This window comes from Candidatus Hydrogenedentota bacterium (assembly GCA_035450225.1).
Taxonomy (GTDB): domain Bacteria; phylum Hydrogenedentota; class Hydrogenedentia; order Hydrogenedentales; family SLHB01; genus DSVR01.
Map to the genome: position 1 here is coordinate 85,941 of DAOTMJ010000006.1, position 21,233 is coordinate 107,173.

A 21,233-nucleotide genomic window follows, 5' to 3' on the forward strand; every position below is an offset into this window, starting at 1 on the left:
TGTTCTGACGTGAACGCAGTAAAGTTGGGTGGGAAAAAGATAACGTGGTGGCTACTGCGAGGGAGAGGGAATTTGTTAAAGAAATAGGCAATTGAATATTGGCGCCCACGGCCATGAAAAGCGCCATATCGAGGTTGAACCGGATACGGCAAAGAAACAGACAATTGAATGTTGGCACAGTCATTGCTACACCTCTATTCACAGCGTTCAGGCAAACAAGATCGAGGAGGCATCATGAAAGAACACGTTGAAAGAGTAGCAACCGCCGCGCTGCTCCACGACATCGGCAAGTTCTGGAGCCGCACGGGCCTGAAAAAACCGTTCAACTCGCAGGAGAAGGAGCACTTCGGTACCTACGACCACGCCCTATGGAGCGCGCATTTCGTGGAGGCTCATCTTCACGACGCAGAACTCGCGAATTGGGTCAGGTCGCACCACGATCCCGACCAATCACGCGAAGCAATGCTAATTTCGCTCGCCGACTGGCTCTCGTCTGCGGAACGCGAATGCGACGCAGAGCAGGAACGAAGCACACCGGAAAAGGCTTGCTTGTACAGCGTACTTGCCGGGCTGAAGCAAGACACGCCACAGCCATACGCCTTGCCGATAATACCCCATGGCGCCTTCGACGAGCGCGCCTTCATGCCTAACGAAGGACAGGAAGGCTCGGCAAGACAATACTGTGCTCTATGGGAGTCTCTTGAGGCCGCAATATCCGGAATCGAATCCGTCGTGGCGCCACATGGCACCTGGCTGGCTCTCATGCGCCGTTTCACCTCACGCATCCCCGCCGCGACGCCCACGCGCGTGGGCGCCTATATACCCGACATCAGCCTCTATGAACACAGCCGGACCACCGCCGCGCTTGCGGCATGTTTCGCTGCCGATGATGTTTCCAAAGAGCGTGCATCCGCAATCCGCACCCATCTCAGTGACCATAAGCTAGACGGTCCCGCCAAAGAACCCATTTGCCGTCTCGTATGCGGCGATCTGTCGGGCATCCAGGATTTCCTCTACGCGATACCACGCAAAGGGGCCGCGAAGACCCTCAAAGCCCGGTCTTTTCTATTGCAGCTCGTTTGTGAGGCGTGCGCAACGTACCTTTGCGAGCAGGCTGGTCTTCCATCCTGTTGCGTCATCTACAACAGCGGCGGCCGGTTCTATCTGTTATTCCCGCTGAACGCCGATATAGACGGCATTGCGGCACAATTGTCGAAGCACATCCTCGATGGATTCCATGGCGCGCTTAGCCTTCTTGTCGGCGACACGACGCTTGCGCCAAAAGATTTTGTTATCGGTGAGGTTTTTTCTGGCAAATGGCGCGAGGCAGGCGAACAGGCGAACCTCAAGAAGGCCCAGAAACTCTCCCTGCACGCGCGCCAGGATTACGACACGCTATTTGGGAGCTTGGATGAAGACGTGTTCCCCGTGACAGTTTATGGCGGCGACGAAGAAGAAACGCTGACCGATTTCGATGAGTCCTTGCGCGACTTTGGCCGCCGTCTTCGCGATGCGCGTTGGCTCGTTCGTACAAAACCGAGCGACAATCCCGATCCCGTGAACGCCCTCTTTGCCCCTTTGGGCTTCGGATATCACCTGGCGTCCAGCACAAGCGAAGCGCCGGATCGCAACCAGATTCTTGAAGTCATCCAACTGGGCGCATTTGACCCCGCCGAAACGCGCAAAGCAATCCGCCCACCCGATGAATCGGCACTATCCTACCGCATGCTCGCCAAGAGCTGGCCGCGCGGTGAGAGCGACTGGGACGTGGCCACCTTCGAGGATCTGGCCGCACGCTCCACCGGCGCCAAAAAGTTCGCCATCTTCCGCGCAGATGTAGACAACCTCGGCGCATTGTTCGGATCTGGTTTGAAAGAACGCGCCACGATTGGCCGCATGGCCATGCTCAGCGCCGCCCTTACCGACTTTTTCGAAGGGTATGTCGATCATCTCGCCGCCACCAGGTACGGAAATACTGTTGGTGTCATCTACACCGGCGGCGACGATTTGTTCGTCGTTGGCGCCTGGGATGCCGTCATCGATTTCGCCATCGAACTCAGGGAAGCCTTCACCCAATATACCGGCGGGAATCCGGTGCTGACCTTCTCCGGCGGCGTCGCCATTGTCGAAGATCACCTTCCCTTGCGGTTCGCCGCCGACCTCGCCCGCGAGGCCGAAGAAACCGCAAAGGGATATGAGCGGGACGGCAAGACGAAGAACGCGTTGTGCTTGTTCGGCATGCCTATCGGCTTCGATGAGATGGATCGCTTCACCGAATTCCAAGCATTGCTTGAAAAGGTGATGGCCAAAGAAAACGGTCGGAAGCCGCTTCCTTCAGGCTTCCTGAGAAGGCTTTTCGAAGTATGGGAGGTATACCAGCGTGAGCGAAAAGCCATCGAAAAGCGGGTACGTGGCGCGCCCGTCAATATGGACGAACTGCGACGCACGGCCCAATGGCAACGTTGGCGCTGGATGCTGGTCTATGGCCTGCGCGAATTTGCCAAGAAGGCCAAGGATTGGGAAAACGAAATCAAGGAAATTCAGGATCGGATACTGGATGCCAACCGGCCTATTGAGGACCGGCTCGGTGTACCGCTCCGATGGACGGAACTGTTACTCAAGAAAGAGGAGGATAGATCATGACGACGCTGGCAACTGCAGTAGAAAAGGGAATAGACAATGATTTCATCACGTCGGCCGAGGAATTTGGCAAGGCTATTGCGCGAACTGTGACGACGTCACAGATCCGTAACATCTTCGGTAGCGTGAAGAAGATGGAAATGGAAGCGGAGATGAACCTCTCGAAGGTCCTGCTTCTCAAACCGCGGATCGCCTATGCGAGTGCAAGGAATAGGGAACTAAAAGAATTAGCCAAGCAACTGACCGATGCTATAGACATGATTGACAAGGGTAAGAGTCCCGCGGAAAAGAACGAACGTTTCCACCGGTTTTGCCAGGGATTCGAAGCGATATTGGCCTATCACCGCGCCCATGGCGGCAAATAAGCGAAAGGAGAGATACCATGACGGAGCAGACAGTGTTGAAACAGATCGGGCAGATCAAGATCAGCGGTCAAATCAAGGCCGTGACGGGACTCCATATCGGCGGCACGGAAATCGGCCTTGCCATTGGCGGTGCGGACAGCACCGTCGTTCGCAATGGCCTCGATGGGAAGCCCTACATCCCCGGATCGAGCCTCAAGGGGAAGATGCGTTCATTGCTTGACCGTATCTACACGCCGGGCGAACTCAAGAGAGTCGGCAACTCGCGCATCTATGGTTGCAATAGTCTCAGTGACTATCAAGACCCAAAGAAGGGTTTTGTCTTTCACCTCTTTGGGGTCACGCCGAAAGAGATCGAAAACTTGGGCGGCGAGGCCATGCCCACCCGCCTCATCTTCCGCGACGCGATGATGGCGCCGGAAACCGCCGAGGCCCTTGAGGAGAGCCTCTACATCGACATGCCCTATTCGCAGGTCAAGACCGAAGTGGTTATCGACCGCATCACGTCGGCGGCAACGCCGCGTCAGGTCGAACGCGTCCCCGCCGGGGCGCTCTTCGACTACGAGATCGTTTTCAATCTCTACCTCGAAACAGACCTCGACTGGCTTCCTTTCTTGACCGAAGCGATGGACCTGCTTGAGATCGATTACCTGGGTGGACTTGGTTCACGCGGCCACGGCCAAGTCAGATTCGAAACCCGCAAGGTTGTTCTGAAATCCTTCAACGGATTCGACGTGGCCGGCGACAGTCGCGTCACGGCATGGAAGGACAAGTTCGAACGTCCCAGCGCGGAGGCTACGTCATGACGCGCTACCGAGTCCAGCTCGAACCCATGGGGCCGTTCTTCACCGGCATGAACAGCCACGCGCGCAAGGCGGCGGCGCTGATCCATTCGGACACGCTGCACGGCGCGCTGATGACTGTCGCGGCGGTGGGCGGTTCGCCGTGGCTAGACGAGGCGCCGCGGCTCCGGGTCAGTTCCCTCTTTCCCTGTTGGAAAAACATCCACTTCTACCCGAAGCCGTTCTTACCGGTTCCCGGTGTGCGCGACCCGAAGCAGTCTGGCGAAGAAGACGACAAAGGCCGCAAGCAATGGAAATCCATCCGGCTCGTGTCCGAGGGCTTACTCGCAGCGTGGTTGCGCGGCGATCCATCCGTGCCGGAGCAGACCGAAGTCCTGGGCTCAGGCCTTGCCGCCTTGAAACCCGAGATGGATGGCAAACCGCGGCCATTGAACGCGTTCCTAGTGCGCGACTTGGCCCCCGCGGTCACCGTGGACCGTTGCGCCGCCGGGGCAACACCCTACGATCGGCACGGCCTGCGTCTGAACACTGAGGAAGGTGTCGGCGCCTGGTTCCTGGTCGAATTGCCCCCGGAACGCAAGGATTCCTTCCTGGAGTTGGCGGCGCTGCTGGGCACATACGGCCTCGGCGGCGAACGCACCGTCGGCTACGGGCGCTTCAATGTGCTCGGAATGGAAGAATTGCCGACAAACAGCGTCTTGGAGCGCACAAACGGCGCCAATGCCGTCCTGACGCTCAGCCTGTATCATCCGACCCGCGCCGAAATCGCCGCCGGCGTCCTTGAAGGCATCGCGGCATACGATTGTACCTTGCGCGGCGGCTGGATCCATGGAACGGCCGGCAGCGACCGCCCAAAACGCGCCCTGCGGATGTGCCTCGAAGGAAGCGTATTCCCCGCGTTGAACGGTGTGCCGCCAAACGGCGACGTGATTGATGTCCGCCCGGTCGGTTTCGACAAGCACCCGATCTGGCGCTCAGGCCTCGCATTTCCGGCGGCGTTTCAACACCCCGGACAAACCAATTAGGAGGGACTCCCGATGACGAATACCGATCGCCAATCCGGCGTGTTCCGCATCACGCCCGTGTCGCCAATCCACATCGGGTCGGGCGAGGTCTTAACGCCGATGGACTATGTCCTCGACGGCAAGATGTACAAGGTCAAGGACGTCCGGAAGTATTTCGAAGACCACATAGACGATCCCGACACCGCTATGAAAGCCGTCCGCGATGGGCTTCCATTGGGTCCGAACTATGTGCGCTACGAATTATCGTTCTATGGCGAAAGGCCGCGTAATAGCACCGGCACCCAGGGACGTTCCGGCGGACCCCCTGGAAGACGCGCCGACGAGCCGATGTTTCAGGCGACGCAGAAGTTTGACCCGCAAATGAAAAAACTCATGAAGCAAGCCCAGGCGAAGAGCGGGCTGCCCGCCGCGCCGCCACCCCCCCCGGACCAACCGAAGGACAAGGGCTCCGAAGTCCGCGAGTTCATCAAGGATCCCTTCGGCAAGCCCTACATCCCCGGATCCAGCCTGAAAGGCTGTCTGCGCACGGCGCTGGCCTTCGTATTATCCGAGTCGGAACGCCCCGGCCCCGAGGTGCTGAATAACATCAGAAGCCAAAGACCAGAATGGCTCTTTACCAATACGGTAAACCCCCGGATGTTCGGCAGAGGCGCGACCGAAGACGTACTGAAGGCATTCATCGTTCGCGACTCGGCGCCCCTGGAAGATTTCCGGCAACGCTTCGCGATGACCCACGTCAAAGTCATGAACATCGTGCAGCGAAATTTCGAGGCCAAGTACGGCATGCCCATCTACCTCGAAAGCCTTATGCCCGGTACCGGCGCCATCGAGATTCCCTTCTACGTGGACTTGTTCCGTCTGAAGAAAGACTCGGCTCTCGCAGAAGTTGCCGGCGGCAGAACGGTACGGCTGCTCCAAGAGGGCGCTGAACTCTCGGGCGCATTACAGGCATTCTCCACCGCATTGATCGATCACGAAATCGCCTTCTATCGCGATCAACATGCAAACAACGCCGTATCGTTTTTCGAGGGATTACGCCGAACCGGCGCCATCCATCTCGACCTCGGTTTCGGCACAGGCTGGAACGCCAAGACCGTGGGACTTCAACTCGAAGATAACGAACTGGCGGCCATTCGCCACAAGTACGGGCGCAATCGAGAAGGAAAGCCTAACAAGAACATGGGGTCTCCGGGCCATCCCGTTTTCCCCAAGACCCGCAAATGGGCGGCCACGGCCAAAGACGGTTACCGACCCATGGGCTGGTTTCGACTCGAAATAGACTGGAAGTAGCAAGCCATACGCGGCCCGCGCTGTTGCGCGCCGCGAATGTTCTTTGGAAGTTGAATCACCCAATGGGGGTGAAGAGGAGAACTGTATCCATGCAACTTGTAATTTCCGATTTCAACGCGCACTTCGGCAAGACCGGCGAACGCTTCGTCGTCCGCTCGCCCGGCGAACCCCCGCGCGAGCTGCCCGCCCACGCGGTGTCCCACGTCCTCATTGCCGGGCCATCCGTCACCTTCTCAACCGACGCCATCCGCCTGGCCTGCGAAAAAGGCGCCGCCGTCTCTTTCCTCTCCTACAACGGCGAACCCTATGCCCATCTCGTCACGGCCGACGCCCACCGGCACGTCGTACTCCGGCGCACCCAACTGGACGCCACCCGCGACACCCGCGGCATTCGCATCGCCCGCGTCATCCTACGCGCCAAGCTCGGTAACCAAGCCGCCACCCTTCGCTACTTCGCCAAGTCACGCAAAGAATCCGACCCCAGCGAATACGCCATCCTCCGCAAGGCCGCCGACGCCATCAACGCATTCGTGCCGCAGCTCGACGCCATCCCCGACGAACCCGTCGAAGAAGCGCGAGCCAAACTCATGAATCGCGAAGCACTCGCCGCCCTCGAATACTGGGCCGCCATCAAGGCCATACTGCCCGGAGACCTGCGTTTCGAACAACGCGTGCGCCGCGGCGCCAACGACCCCGTCAATGTCGCCCTGAACTACGGATACGGCATCCTCTACAGCCGCATCTGGAGCGCCACGCTCATCGCCGGACTCGACCCCTACGCCGGATTTCTCCACGCCCTCGAAGACGGCAAACCCGCCTTCATCTGCGATCTCATCGAAGAATTCCGCCAGCTTACCGTGGACCGGCCCGTTTTCGCCATCCTCACCAAACGATGGACCCCTACCTTCGAAACCCACGGACGTCTCGACGCCGAAAGCCGAAAACGACTCGCCGGCCGCGTCCTCGAACGACTCAACGACACCCTCGAATACCACGGAAAACGGCAAACCATCAGTTACATCATCCAGGCCAAAGCCTATGAAATCGCGGCGGAACTTCGCGGGGAACGAACACACGAACCATTCACCGCGCCCTGGTAAGAGGAACGCCCATGCAGACACTCGTCGCATTCGATATCGGTAACGACCGCCTGCGAAAACAGGTCGAGACCGCCTGCCGGGACGCCGCCATGGAGCGCACCCAGTTCTCCGCGTTCCTCGGCGAACTCGATGAAGACGAACGCGAAAAACTGCTCGACACGATTCAGCAACTTATTCGTCAATACCTCAAGCAAGAGAAAAAAGACGACCAAGACCGCAAACTATGTATCCAAATGTTTCCCATCTGCGCCGCAGACTTCAACAAAGCCGTGCAACTCGGACGTGAATCCCGCACGCCTGTCGAGCCCTGCCGACTCCCCCCAATCATGATCCTATAGCGGCCCGCAACCCGGAAAATCGGCATCACCGAAGACCGAGTCCGACACAAAGCAGCAGACAAGACACGCGCCCCCAGCTAACGCGACCGGCAACATGACGCCAAACTCACCCAACCACATTCAAACGGTTCACGGTCAAAGAGCCGGTTGCGCTGTAGATTATGGAAGCTGTCCGATGGCGCGGTCCGGCCCTCTCGATTGGATTCACGAGGGATTGGAATAGGCGAGCCGCCTCGATGCGCGCGGTTTTCGCAGAGTAGCAGCGCTCTTTGCGTTCGTCTAAACATACGTCGGCCTACAATCCCTTGACTTCCTGCAAGAATTATGCTTTACTAAAAACATGATATCAAATACATCAGCCCGAAGATCGCGAAAGGCCCTGAAAAAGCCCCCGATCTTCGAATGAAGTAAACCATTTGAATCAAACGGGTTACACATTTTGGGCCAGCAAATCCATTCAAAAAAGCCTCGTTTACAGCATATAAGAAACCAATCTGAGAAACTCGACCGGAAATGTCACGCAACTTCAACGGATTCAAAACCTTGAGCAAGGGAAAAAACACAAGGCGCAAATTTCAAAATACCGTAAATCCGTCTAATGGCTCATCTTTACCCCCATGACCTGATGAAAAAGGGATAGAAACGCATCCGTAAAATGATATTGGAGGGCAGGATCGGTTTCTTTACCCCCATGACCTGATGAAAAAGGGATAGAAACATGTTTTCACATGATTTTTATGTCCGTTTCAAGGCCCTTTACCCCCATGACCTGATGAAAAAGGGATAGAAACCTCGAGACTCGTCTTCTTGTCTTCGATGTCCTTCGCTTTACCCCCATGACCTGATGAAAAAGGGATAGAAACATCATGTCGTTCAGCAATTTGTTCAGCGCGTCTTGCACTTTACCCCCATGACCTGATGAAAAAGGGATAGAAACAGCCATGCCGCCCTGACATCGGGCGGTAGCACGCCCTTTACCCCCATGACCTGATGAAAAAGGGATAGAAACATTCTGCGATTCTGATTGTCTCTGGCCATTTCTTTTCTTTACCCCCATGACCTGATGAAAAAGGGATAGAAACTTCACCACACTGTATCTTAGACGCGGCGGAACGAAATCTTTACCCCCATGACCTGATGAAAAAGGGATAGAAACCGATAAAGTGCCGCCGATTCACGAGGCGATTTGCGCTTTACCCCCATGACCTGATGAAAAAGGGATAGAAACTACTTTCTAGACAGATTGAGGCTAACAATATAATTACTTTACCCCCATGACCTGATGAAAAAGGGATAGAAACAACCTCCTTTATGTCCTTATGGTTGTTTTGGGCACCTTCTTTACCCCCATGACCTGATGAAAAAGGGATAGAAACGGAGTTCGGCGAAACCTATCTTCCCCTCGACAATTACTTTACCCCCATGACCTGATGAAAAAGGGATAGAAACCGATCTCCATTTTGGAGAGTCCGAGTTCGGCCTGGCTTTACCCCCATGACCTGATGAAAAAGGGATAGAAACGATCACTCACAAACTACTCTCGATTTTCTCAACCACTTTACCCCCATGACCTGATGAAAAAGGGATAGAAACCGGTAAGCGATCTGCCGAGTTCCTCATTGTTTTTTACTTTACCCCCATGACCTGATGAAAAAGGGATAGAAACGCGCGTCGCGCGCGCGCCAGCCGTTAGACTTGGTCTCTTTACCCCCATGACCTGATGAAAAAGGGATAGAAACGATTTCCATTACCTTTTCCTTCAACATTTTCATTTTCTTTACCCCCATGACCTGATGAAAAAGGGATAGAAACATTCAGACCGTCCATGAAGTCTTTCCGATTACTCACTTTACCCCCATGACCTGATGAAAAAGGGATAGAAACTTATACCGTCGAGCTGCTCATGCAGCTCGAGAGTATCTTTACCCCCATGACCTGATGAAAAAGGGATAGAAACCGCCGGCCACCGGCGGGTGGGTTATTTTTCACGCCCTTTACCCCCATGACCTGATGAAAAAGGGATAGAAACGATTTTTTTCGCGTCTGCGTTCATTCCGTCTCCTTTCTTTACCCCCATGACCTGATGAAAAAGGGATAGAAACTTTCCTCCTTTGCCGCATGGGCATGTTCGATTTCCTTTACCCCCATGACCTGATGAAAAAGGGATAGAAACGCCTGCCGAATTGCGGCAGGCGATCGCGTTTTTGTCCTTTACCCCCATGACCTGATGAAAAAGGGATAGAAACAAGGTCCCCGTCAATTTTTATTGCTCCCATAGCTCGCTTTACCCCCATGACCTGATGAAAAAGGGATAGAAACTGTTTATCGAGACTCAAGTTTTTCGGTGCGCACCATCTTTACCCCCATGACCTGATGAAAAAGGGATAGAAACGCTTTGACATAACACCGGAACATCGGATAAAAAGAGGCTTTACCCCCATGACCTGATGAAAAAGGGATAGAAACCTGTGAAGCAGGGCGCGTCATTTACGACGCAAAGATTCTTTACCCCCATGACCTGATGAAAAAGGGATAGAAACGAGTTCCTCGTCGACCAACCCGGCCGCTCGGCCGGGCCTTTACCCCCATGACCTGATGAAAAAGGGATAGAAACTCCTTTAGCGTTTTCATCTCATTTTCCTTTCTTTTTCTTTACCCCCATGACCTGATGAAAAAGGGATAGAAACCAACCGCACGGATTGTTTTGTTGTATATATCTGTTCTTTACCCCCATGACCTGATGAAAAAGGGATAGAAACTATCCAGCACGGCGGCCAACGCCGGATCGGTTTTCTTTACCCCCATGACCTGATGAAAAAGGGATAGAAACCCGTCGGGAAACGATATTTCGTGTGGTGTGAGATTCTTTACCCCCATGACCTGATGAAAAAGGGATAGAAACAACTAACTGACTCCCCATAACTCAAACATATATCACTTTACCCCCATGACCTGATGAAAAAGGGATAGAAACTTTTTATAACAGGGACAGAGTCCCTGTCATCGATCTTTACCCCCATGACCTGATGAAAAAGGGATAGAAACGGCTCGACGCCTCCCCGTTCGGCGTCTTTGAAATTGGCTTTACCCCCATGACCTGATGAAAAAGGGATAGAAACGGACACTCAGAGACCATTCTCGCTGAAGCAGCAGAACTTTACCCCCATGACCTGATGAAAAAGGGATAGAAACAATGTCAATTCGGTTCTGCACGCCGCCAAGTAACTTTACCCCCATGACCTGATGAAAAAGGGATAGAAACACGTTTCGTTGGCACGATCCATAATCGCGCCAGCCCTTTACCCCCATGACCTGATGAAAAAGGGATAGAAACCGGTGAGTCGCTCACCGAATTCGTGATCACTCTTTCTTTACCCCCATGACCTGATGAAAAAGGGATAGAAACTGTTACCCATAGCCACGGATTCGTCGCGTGTTGTACTTTACCCCCATGACCTGATGAAAAAGGGATAGAAACGACCTGCTCTAGAAATTCACTGTCCCTCTGACGATCCTTTACCCCCATGACCTGATGAAAAAGGGATAGAAACATCCATCTCATTGGCCCGCTGACGATCTTTCTCCCCCTTTACCCCCATGACCTGATGAAAAAGGGATAGAAACCCCAGATGAAGTCACGGTACAATGGCTTCAGCGCCCTTTACCCCCATGACCTGATGAAAAAGGGATAGAAACGAAGCAGCGGCTGCGGCACGTGCCATCAATTGCAACTTTACCCCCATGACCTGATGAAAAAGGGATAGAAACAACAACGCTGCGGCGTCGTACCCCGACATAGCCATGTCTTTACCCCCATGACCTGATGAAAAAGGGATAGAAACTTTGAAACCGCCGCCCGTTCGTCAGTGCGCTATATGCTTTACCCCCATGACCTGATGAAAAAGGGATAGAAACAGTTCTTCTATAATTGCCTTTCGTATCCATCGTATCTTTACCCCCATGACCTGATGAAAAAGGGATAGAAACAATTATTAGCGGAAAAATTGGTTTTGCCGAGTTGCGGCTTTACCCCCATGACCTGATGAAAAAGGGATAGAAACCCGGTTTCCCTCAGCCATGTTCGCGCGATTTCCCGCTTTACCCCCATGACCTGATGAAAAAGGGATAGAAACTGCGCACCGCGCGCACCGTTTATAAATATAGCGGGTCCTTTACCCCCATGACCTGATGAAAAAGGGATAGAAACGGGACGGGCCATACCTCTTTCCAAAATCTAGTGGATCTTTACCCCCATGACCTGATGAAAAAGGGATAGAAACCATCGCGTCCCCTACTTGTTTCCCAATTTCTTCGGCCTTTACCCCCATGACCTGATGAAAAAGGGATAGAAACGCCTCCTCTATCCAGTTATCGGGTGGGTCATGCGGCTTTACCCCCATGACCTGATGAAAAAGGGATAGAAACATCTATAACTGCACCATCACAACTATCCTCAATACTTTACCCCCATGACCTGATGAAAAAGGGATAGAAACTCGGTGGCCGGACGCATCCACCTGATCATATAGATCAGGCTTTACCCCCATGACCTGATGAAAAAGGGATAGAAACTTGCCGACGCCGCTCGCCACCTCAACCTTTTTTTTCTTTACCCCCATGACCTGATGAAAAAGGGATAGAAACCTCTTCCCTCTCGAACTCCCGGGACGCCCCGGGGAGCTTTACCCCCATGACCTGATGAAAAAGGGATAGAAACTTCTCGGGCAATTCTTTTCCCTCCGCCGCCATTGCTTTACCCCCATGACCTGATGAAAAAGGGATAGAAACGTACAGTGGGAAAACAGGCAGGTGTACAAAAACGCTTTACCCCCATGACCTGATGAAAAAGGGATAGAAACACCGTCGCGGCGGCGGCCAACAACGCTGCGGCATCGTCTTTACCCCCATGACCTGATGAAAAAGGGATAGAAACAACAAAATATGATTTAAAACATGAGCCATTTGTGCTTTACCCCCATGACCTGATGAAAAAGGGATAGAAACTTCACTTAGAAATGCACTTCATTCCCGTCGCGAACCCGCTTTACCCCCATGACCTGATGAAAAAGGGATAGAAACCGTGCCCAACGATTCCTTGCTTGATTCCGTGTATGCCTTTACCCCCATGACCTGATGAAAAAGGGATAGAAACAGCGTACTTGCGGCGCGTCTAAGTGCGCCGAAAGTCTTTACCCCCATGACCTGATGAAAAAGGGATAGAAACCGGTATTTCGCGTTGATCAACCATTCGTTTTCGACCGCTTTACCCCCATGACCTGATGAAAAAGGGATAGAAACGCCGCCGCAAGTTTTGCTTGCAGATCGGCAATAACTTTCTTTACCCCCATGACCTGATGAAAAGGGGATAGAAACGACATGTTGACGCGGGTGGTTTTCAAAGCGTCACCCTTCAGGGCATTTTTCGGCAGGGGTATCCCGTGCTTTCTCATCGCGCCTTTTCGGGGCATCTGCACGCCGTCACGCGCGGAGGGGCCAATCCGCCTTCCATTTCAGCATGATCAACCGAGTTTGGCCGTTGATCAACCATGGTTGACTGTCCAGATGGCGCCTCGGTGTATCGGTGCAGACGCCATTTCCTTCAAAAGATTGGCGTTTCAGCTGGTTACGCGTTTTTGACATGCACTGGCATGCATGTTGCGTTCAGTCTCTCATCTGCCCGGCATGGGGCCGGGAGGATACATGAGGAAGTAGGTTATGACGCACGCATGTCAGGCACAAGGCGATTTGAGACGGGGAGCGTTCAGGCTCGGTGGATTGACGCAACGCATTCCGGGCGTCGAGCGATCGGACATGCCGGCGTTATTGTCGCGGTTGGAGCGGTCCATGACGGGCGCTGGTCCGCATGCGTCGGCCGGGAACAATCTGCCGCGCTTGGGTTCGGCGCCGAGGGAGACATTCGAGCCTTGTGGGATGGAGTCCTTGCTCGATACGCTCCGGGCGTTCGAGGCATTGCGGGACGGAAGTGATACAGGCCGGCGGGACCGCGTGCAGACCGGTTGGCTACCGGCGCGGCCGCCTCAATCGGCGGACCCGTCGTTCCCGGGCGGACGATTGGGGAGCGCACTCGCGGCGCTGGGCATCGAACGGTTGCACCAACACCAAGTGGATGCCATCCGGCACATCCAGGCAAGAGAGACGGTGGTCTTATCCGCGCCGACGGCAAGCGGCAAAACCCTGTGTTTCAACGCACCGATTGTAGAGGCGCTTGCCGCCAACCCACGGGCAACGGCCCTGATGGTGTTTCCCACGAAGGCCCTCGCGGCGGATCAACGTGCGCAGCTTGAGATGTTCTGCCGGGCCTATGGGGCGGAATCGGTGAGTTCGTGGATCTACGATGGGGATACGCCTTCGAGCGATCGTGCGATATTGCGGAAGACCCCGCCGCAAATTATGCTTACGAATCCGGAGTATCTGCACCTGGCTTTTCTGGGCCATGGGGAACAGTGGCGCGACTTCCTTGGCCGGCTTCAGTTTCTGGTGCTGGATGAGATTCACGAATACCGGGGCTTCTTTGGCACGAATGCGGCCCTATTGTTCCGCCGGTTCCTGCACAAGCTGTCTGAACTGGGCTCGCGGCCGACGGTGGTGCTGTCTTCGGCAACATGCGCCAACCCCGAAGAGCACGCGGAGCGTCTGACGGGGTTGCGCGCCACGATTGTGCGCGATGAGAGCGGTATGCGGCCGGAACGGCATTTCGGCTTCATTGCGCTCAATGCGCCGGACTATAAATTCTCCTCGATTTTTGCATTACGTATCGCGCGTGCGGCGTTGGCTTGTCAGCGCAAGGGGCTAAGCACGATCGTGTTCTGTCCCACGCGCAAGTCCGTTGAGGAAATCCTCGCCCAAGCCCACAAGGACGCGGAGCGGTTTGGCCTGGACCCTGGACGCATTGTCCCGTACCGCTCGGGATACACGACGGAAGAACGGCGCAGCATCGAGCAGGGTCTTCACGATGGAACGTACCAAACCGTGTTTACGACCAATGCGCTTGAGATAGGCATAGATATCGGGCGGCTCGACGTCTGCATCCTCGCGGGGTTCCCGGATAACATCATGTCGGCTTGGCAGCGCATCGGCCGGGCGGGCCGGCGTTGGGACCGCAAAGCGTTCGTTCTGTATTATGCACAGAACAACGCGGTGGACCAGTTTTACGCGGACAACCTCGCGGCGTTTCTGGAACGCCCGCTCGATGAAATCATGGTCGGCGTGGACAACGATGAGTTGATTCAACGGCATTTGCCTTGTCTTCTCTACGAATCCGGTCGGCTGGAAAATGACGACGCGTATCACGCGATTCTGGGACCCGCATTTCTGGAGCGGTACCGGCAGGCGTCCAAAGACTACAAGCCCGCGAACCATCGGGTTGCGCCGCACATGCGCTGCGCCATACGCAGTGTCGGCGGCCAGACTTGGGTACTCAAGCTGCATGGCCGCGAGATCGGCAGCGTATCGAATCAACAACTGTTTCGCGAGTGCTATCTCGGAGCCGCGTATCGCCATTTCGGGCGGACGTATCGCGTCGTGGCTCACGGCAACAACGAGGTGTTCCTCGAAGATGCACCCGCCGGCCTGCGTACCGAGGCATCGTTCTATTCGACAGCCATCACGGATGCGGTGCGGAGTGGGAGACGCTGGAATGGGGCCTTCAATGCGTACCATGGGAGTCTGACCATCTTCGAGAATTTCGCGGGGTACAAAACCTTCGATGCCGATGGCGCCGTGATCGACGAGAAGCGGGAAAGCCTGGCGCGATCGCTGCGAGTGCGGGCGTTCTGGTTGAGCATCGAAAAACCTGTCGTGCCGGGCGATGCCGAAGAGGGTTTCCGAGGGCTGGAGCAACTGCTCCGGATCGGCGCGCCGTTTATCATTCCCTGCGACCGGTATGACCTCGGCAGTCTGACCAGCACCAAGGATCCAATCACCGTATATATTAATGAGACGGTGCCGGGCGGGATCGGTTTGGCCGAAAAGTTGTACGAGGTGTGGCGGACGGTGCTTGAGTACGGCATGAAGATCGCTCGGGAATGCCCGTGTGCAAACGGTTGCCCCCGGTGCGTGCAATCCAACCGGTATGACCGAAGCGGGAACCCGGTGCACAAGCAGGCGGCGCTCGAATATGCAGCGAGCGTACTTGAAATCACCAAGGGTCAGGCACAGGAAACGCTTGATCCGGAATTGCAGTCATGGACATAAGGCGCGGTGTGTTCGATGCGCCTACGCACACATGGACCTTTGAGTGTGGATCGTAGAACGGGTAGAATGCAGGACATTCTCTATGATGCGCAAAACGCGCGATGGCTAATCCAGAGAGGAGAATCTGTATGACGATTATACTGATTGCGAATGTCGGGCAACGGGACCTGTCCCTGGATGAGAAGGCGCTGGCCTCTAAGGACCCCGAGCGGGCTGAAAATCTACGCCGGTTGCGCGAGGAAAAGCGGATACGGGAATGGGGACGCCTGATCGCCAAGGACTATGTTGCGCTGGCCCCCTTCCTGGATGCTCCCATGCTGTGTAGTGCGCTGGATAGTCTGGCCAAACGGGGCGAGCGGCTGAACGAGATTGTGCTTGTTGCAACAAAGCAGCGGGACAAGGAGTTCATGAAAGGCGACACGTTCGTATGTGCCGAGGTCCTGACACAACTCCTGCCGGACAAGTATGCGGGGTTAATCGGGGATGCGCGACTCCGCGTGCAAACGCTGTACGAACCGCCTCATGATCTGAATGCCATGCTGGATGAGTATGGAGCACTGTGTTCCACTATTGACGCCGACCTGCTGTTCGCGCTTTGCACCGGGGGGACACCGGCCTGCAACATGGCATTGTCATTGCGCGCTATTGAGAAGTTCGGGGAACGTTGTGTGACGCTACATGTGCCGGAAGGCGCCAGTGAACCGTTGCGTTTGAATGTCGTTGAATACGTGTTGGCCCGGCAGCGTCGGCACGCCTTGCGCCGGCTTGTGGAACGGCGTGATTTCGACGCAATCGTCCAGAACTCGGATCATTCTGAGACGGTACGAGCCTTGGCCAAGGCGGCGGCTGCGCGGATGAACTTGGATTTTGAGCAGGGCTTGTATGATCTACAGAAGTTGAAGACGGAACGCAAGCTGGAAGGCCTTGAGGAACTGTTCGCCGAGGCGCGATTGTTGTCACAAGGATCACGGGTTCATGTGCTCCGCGAGGTCTACTGGAGTGCTGTAACCAAATGGCGGCTCGATGAATGCGCTGATTTTCTGGGCAGAGCATGGCGTTTGCTTGAGGCAAGCCTTTACCGCGTCATCGCTCGCATCACCGGCTTGGAAAAAGATGACGGGCTCGAGTTCAAGATAAGTTTTGAAGCATGGGCAAATGCGTCGGAGCAATCTGAATATGCCGAATATGTTCGGAAGAAGTTCGACAAAAAGAGCAAGAAGGCGCAACCGCTTGCGTGCAATGTGGGGGTTCTCTCGGCGTCACTCAGTTTCTTCGAGAACCACCCTGATACCATCAAGAAGGCCGGATTCAACTTGGATGTTTTTCAACGTTTTCATGCCGTTGTGAAACAGCTTCGACCGTTGGCGGACCTGCGGAATAAGTGTGTAATCGCGCACGGATTTGAGGGATTGTCAAAAAAAAAGCTGCTTGAAACCGTGAAATTCAAACAAAATGATGACCAGATTCTTGACGTTCTCGCTGAATTGCTCCTTGTACAAGGAATTACGCTGGGAACGGATCCATACCAACGATTCGCTGACGCCATAGTCTCTCTTGAAGCAGATGAAAGATAGATCATGTTTGACAAGTTGAACGCGACAGTCCAGCGCGTGCGATTTCGGACAGAGGAGCCCTTGATGCTCCCGGAATACAAGGGTTCGACATTCCGGGGCGCGCTGGGGCATGCTTTTCGCCAGGTGGCTTGCGCCTTACGCAGGCAGACCTGTGATGGATGTCTCTTGCGCGAACGCTGTGCCTACAGTGTGTGCTTTGAAACGCCGGTGCCTAAGAGTTCGGAAATCATGCGCAAGTATCCGCGCGCACCGCATCCTTTTATTCTAGAACCGCCGCTGGAAGACCGGTGTAAATATGAGCCGGGCGAAGAATTGGCGGTAGGGCTTGTTCTGGTAGGTACGGCCCAAGATCATCTGCCGCACTTTATCTATGCGTTTGATGAGATGGCCAAAGGGGGGCTGGGCAGAAACCGCGGGAAGACGAAACTCCTCGGTGTAGAGACCGAAACGCGCGATGGTGAAATCCGAACGTTGTACGACGGGCAGAACGAACGGTTATCGGAAACACCTGTGCCGCTTACGCTGCAAGACGTGCGGGCAAGGGCAGAAGACCTGCGAAACTGCCCCGTAAGGCTCACCTTTGAGACCCCCATGCGTCTGATGGTTGAGGGGCGACTGTCCATGTCGCCTGAATTATCTGCGCTACTGCCATCACTATTACGCCGACTCAGCCTACTGGAATATTTCTTCTGCAAGGGGACTTTTGTCCGGGACATAGACTGTCTGCTCGCAGCGGGCTCTGCGGTCAAACTGTTGCGATCCGAAGTCACTTGGAAGGATTGGACGCGCTATTCCTCCCGTCAGAAGACGACTATGGAATTCGGCGGATTCATGGGCTGGGCAGAGTATGACTCCATGCCGGAGGAAATTCTCGACGCACTCGCCTGGGGTGAACGGCTTCACCTGGGTAAAGCCAGCGCATTCGGCCTAGGCAAGTACCGTATGGAACGCATGTAACCTACCCCCGCATAACGCAAGAGGGTTTTCAACATCAGCCGAAATGTGCTGCTGCAACAAGAAAACGAAGGAATGCCATGCTATGAATCAACCGTGGGGGTATTGCCAATACAACTAGAAAGGGGTCAACATGAAGTGCGACATGTGCGGCAAAGAAATCATGAATGAAGAAGCTACGGAGTGTGCCGGCTGCGGAATGATCTTGTGTCCCGAGTGCAGTATCAGCGGCTTCTGTGCCAATTGTATTGGCGGCGGAATACTGGATTGACACTTAGATTCATACTGTAAATGGCGTAACCGTTCACAAGCTGTAGATTGGTATAGGAACAACCTGTGGAGTAGGATCTGAGTGCGTTAAGGAGGTGCGGGCGTCCATGAGGGGATGGAGTCTCCGTTGATGTGGGCTCGGACAGTCAAGCCGTTGCATTTCATCGTTTTCAGGAGTTAAGATGAACGCACAAGGGCGGGAATGACCGGGACTTTGCAGGGAACAAAGTGAAACGAAGACAGCGGGAAAAGGGCTTTCTGCGAGCCCATTATAACCCGCTGAGCGGCCGGAATCGGAGGAGTCATGTTGGAAATGATGCACAATGACCATGATGGCAAGTCCCGTCCTGCCGCGAACAAAGGACGCAGGTTCGTTGCCGCCGCGGGGGTATACGCGTTGGCGCTCATTGCGATGAAGATCATCTTCGTGGCGGGTATTGAAAGGCGGAGCGTCCGGATTGACGGTCCCGGCGGCAAGCCGTGCCTTGGAACGGCCTGGATACCCCCGTCGCCCAAGGCGGCTATCGTAATCGGCCACGGCGTGACGGCCAACCGGGGTTACATGGCGGTCGCGGCAAACGCTTTCGCCCGGAACGGCTATGCGGTGGCAGCCATTGATTTCTGGGGCCATGGGCGATCGCGGGAACGATTCGACTGGCCGTCAAACGGGGATCAGGTCAAGACATGGTGCCGCTGGGTTCGCACGCATTTTGAGGGACTTCCCCTAGCCTATCTCGGCCATTCGATGGGCGGCGCAGCGGGAGACGCGGCTTTTCGGGATGAAACGCCTGTCGAGGCGTTTGTCTCGATGGGCATGCTGCCCCGGAACGCGCCCGCCTGTAGAACCCTAATCGCCATGGGACAATTCGAGGAGTTGTTTTCCGTCTCGCGCGCCCGCGAAGTAGCCAAAGACAAAGCCGATGTGCTGGCCAGTCTCTTCAGCGATCACATGCTGGAGCCATTTGATCCGCTGCTGATCAAAGGCATCATGGACTGGACCGGCGCCGCGCTTGGACTGGACACGCCCGGTTCGTTTCCTTGGTTTCATGGGGCGCTGCTGTTGATGGCCGTGCTTGCCGGCTGTTCGGCGGCGATGCGGCTTGCGGAACAGGCCGCCTCTTTTCCAACCCCGCCCCAACAGGCGCCCGGCGCACTTCCGATGCCGGGGCGCTTCAACGCCTTCCGGATCGCCGCGTGGGCGGCGGGCTGCAAAGGAATCGCTGCGCCGCCGCGTTCGGGAAGCCTGTATCACGCCATCCTGCGGGGCGTTGCGTTCGGCCTTGCATTGGTCCTGCTGCTTTCGTGGTTGCTGACGGACAACGTGTACACCTGCAGCCTGAATCATCCGGAACGTTTGCTGATGTGGATCGCGGTGACGCCGGTTTTTGCCGGGGTGTTTTTCTTGACTACAAGCGCATTGGAGCGCAATCCCCTGCGCACGGCGTTTCAGCGCTTTGCCGTGGGCGCATTGACGCGCGCCGTTCCCTTGTTCGCGGGGTGCGCCGTGCTTGCGCTCATGGGACACGGCATCGCTTTCGCCGGTATGATGCTGGGCATTCTTGCGCTGGTTCTCATCTTCATTTCGGCGGTCCATGCGCTGGCCACGCGCGGCGCGGGCGATTACCGTTCCGGCATTGTCGCATCCGGAATTGTGCTGGCATGGATTACGGCGTTCTGGTTTCCCTTGATATGGGTGTCCGGATAAGGGGCTGAATTTACTGTAAGCGCCGGCCGTTTATGGCTTCGTCCGGGGTGGTTCTTCCGGATAGTAAAGAAATGGCGCACGTTGCCATTGGGCCTCATCGAACCGCGTGCGTTTGCGCGTGTAACCGAGCGGGGAACATTTCGGATTCAACGGCAGGCCGCAGCCCGATCCCACGTAACCGGGCGCGGACACTCCAAACGTTTCCCGCCACCACGCATCGTCGAAAAAGACCTTGACCACGTCGAGATCGCCGGCATCGTCCGTGTAAACGGCCGCGTTTTCGACAAGCAAGGGCCAAATATGCCGAAGGCAATCGCGGGTGGATGAAACGAGATCCACGTCGAGGAAGGCAAACACAATCGGATCCCGTAGCGTTTTCAACGAATCCGCAAAATATCCCTCGACCATTTCACAGACTTCGATACAGCCGTACCGGGCGATATTCGCGCGGACTTCTTCCAAGGCGCCCGCGAACATCCCCTCCTTGTAATATCCATAGACACCCGTGTGCAAGCCCTCGTGACGCCGCAAACCATCGTCCGGAAGTCCCCGGAACGAGTCGCAGACCCATAATTTGCGTCCCACGCGTTCGCATACGAGGGAAAGGCTTGCCGAACTCGCGCCTTTCCAAACCCCGCATTCGACCACGCTGCCCGCCACGTCCGGCGGAACATCCATGATTTCGCGCGCAAGCGCCACATGCACCAGCGGCGAGGTCCCGGATGGAATCCCGGCATTGCACCGGCGGAATTTCTCAACCATCGTTTCTTTCTCGGACCGGGAAATGCCATACGCCTCGCCGGAACGGCCTTCGATAAAATCCGCAATCAGCGCGCCGCTCCACGGTTCCGCGGCCAGTTTTTCCAGTTCATGCCGCACCATGCGCCGCATGAATGGCATGCCGCCCACGGCATTCCTCGCCATCCGGATCCATTCTCGCAAAGCATCGAACCTCCCG

The 21,233-nt window shown here is 55.5% G+C and carries 12 protein-coding genes and 1 CRISPR repeat array; of the genes, 11 read left to right on the top strand and 1 reads right to left on the bottom strand.

The annotated features are described in order from the left end of the window. Positions 1 to 168: 168 nt before the first annotated feature. The 11 genes from cas10 (at position 169) to P5540_05820 (ending at position 20,275) form a co-directional block, all read left to right on the top strand. Complete coding sequence (cas10, locus tag P5540_05770) at positions 169 to 2,643, top strand: type III-A CRISPR-associated protein Cas10/Csm1 (protein ID HRT64317.1); 2,475 nt, start codon at positions 169 to 171, stop codon at positions 2,641 to 2,643. Next, complete coding sequence (csm2, locus tag P5540_05775) at positions 2,640 to 3,005, top strand: type III-A CRISPR-associated protein Csm2 (protein HRT64318.1); 366 nt, start codon at positions 2,640 to 2,642, stop codon at positions 3,003 to 3,005. Before cas10 ends, csm2 begins: the two co-directional genes overlap by 4 nt. Before the next feature lie 17 nt (positions 3,006 to 3,022). Continuing rightward, the gene (gene csm3 / locus P5540_05780) at positions 3,023 to 3,808 is read left to right on the top strand and encodes a type III-A CRISPR-associated RAMP protein Csm3 (GenBank protein ID HRT64319.1); all 786 of its coding nucleotides are present in this window, start codon (positions 3,023 to 3,025) and stop codon (positions 3,806 to 3,808) included. Beyond that, positions 3,805 to 4,830 (top strand): type III-A CRISPR-associated RAMP protein Csm4, encoded by a 1,026-nt coding sequence (csm4, locus tag P5540_05785; protein ID HRT64320.1) that lies wholly within the window; start codon positions 3,805 to 3,807, stop codon positions 4,828 to 4,830. Before csm3 ends, csm4 begins: the two co-directional genes overlap by 4 nt. Positions 4,831 to 4,842: 12 nt before the next feature. After that, positions 4,843 to 6,120 carry a type III-A CRISPR-associated RAMP protein Csm5 gene (gene csm5, locus P5540_05790; GenBank protein ID HRT64321.1) on the top strand — a complete coding sequence of 426 codons (1,278 nt, stop codon included), beginning with the start codon at positions 4,843 to 4,845 and terminating at the stop codon, positions 6,118 to 6,120. 89 nt (positions 6,121 to 6,209) lie between these two features. After that, a complete protein-coding gene (gene cas1 / locus P5540_05795) occupies positions 6,210 to 7,220 on the top strand; it encodes a CRISPR-associated endonuclease Cas1 (protein HRT64322.1) in 1,011 nt (336 codons plus the stop codon). Between the two features lie 11 nt (positions 7,221 to 7,231). After that, positions 7,232 to 7,558, top strand: coding sequence for a CRISPR-associated endonuclease Cas2 (cas2, locus tag P5540_05800; protein ID HRT64323.1), 327 nt, complete (start codon positions 7,232 to 7,234; stop codon positions 7,556 to 7,558). Positions 7,559 to 8,165: 607 nt separating this feature from the next. Further along, a CRISPR array of direct repeats spans positions 8,166 to 12,931; the repeat unit is 37 nt; unit sequence CTTTACCCCCATGACCTGATGAAAAAGGGATAGAAAC. A 342-nt stretch (positions 12,932 to 13,273) separates the two neighbouring features. Beyond that, a complete protein-coding gene (locus P5540_05805) occupies positions 13,274 to 15,772 on the top strand; it encodes a DEAD/DEAH box helicase (protein ID HRT64324.1) in 2,499 nt (832 codons plus the stop codon). Positions 15,773 to 15,900: 128 nt separating this feature from the next. Next, positions 15,901 to 17,346 (top strand): hypothetical protein, encoded by a 1,446-nt coding sequence (locus P5540_05810; protein HRT64325.1) that lies wholly within the window; start codon positions 15,901 to 15,903, stop codon positions 17,344 to 17,346. 3 nt (positions 17,347 to 17,349) lie between these two features. Beyond that, positions 17,350 to 18,303, top strand: a complete 954-nt coding sequence (gene cas6 / locus P5540_05815; protein ID HRT64326.1) for a CRISPR system precrRNA processing endoribonuclease RAMP protein Cas6 — start codon at positions 17,350 to 17,352, stop codon at positions 18,301 to 18,303. Between the two features lie 580 nt (positions 18,304 to 18,883). Continuing rightward, positions 18,884 to 20,275, top strand: coding sequence for an alpha/beta fold hydrolase (locus P5540_05820; GenBank protein HRT64327.1), 1,392 nt, complete (start codon positions 18,884 to 18,886; stop codon positions 20,273 to 20,275). 30 nt (positions 20,276 to 20,305) lie between these two features. On the opposite strand, the gene P5540_05825 is transcribed toward P5540_05820, so the two are convergent. Then, a complete protein-coding gene (locus tag P5540_05825; GenBank protein HRT64328.1) occupies positions 20,306 to 21,199 on the bottom strand; it encodes a TylF/MycF/NovP-related O-methyltransferase in 894 nt (297 codons plus the stop codon). Positions 21,200 to 21,233 lie beyond the last annotated feature (34 nt).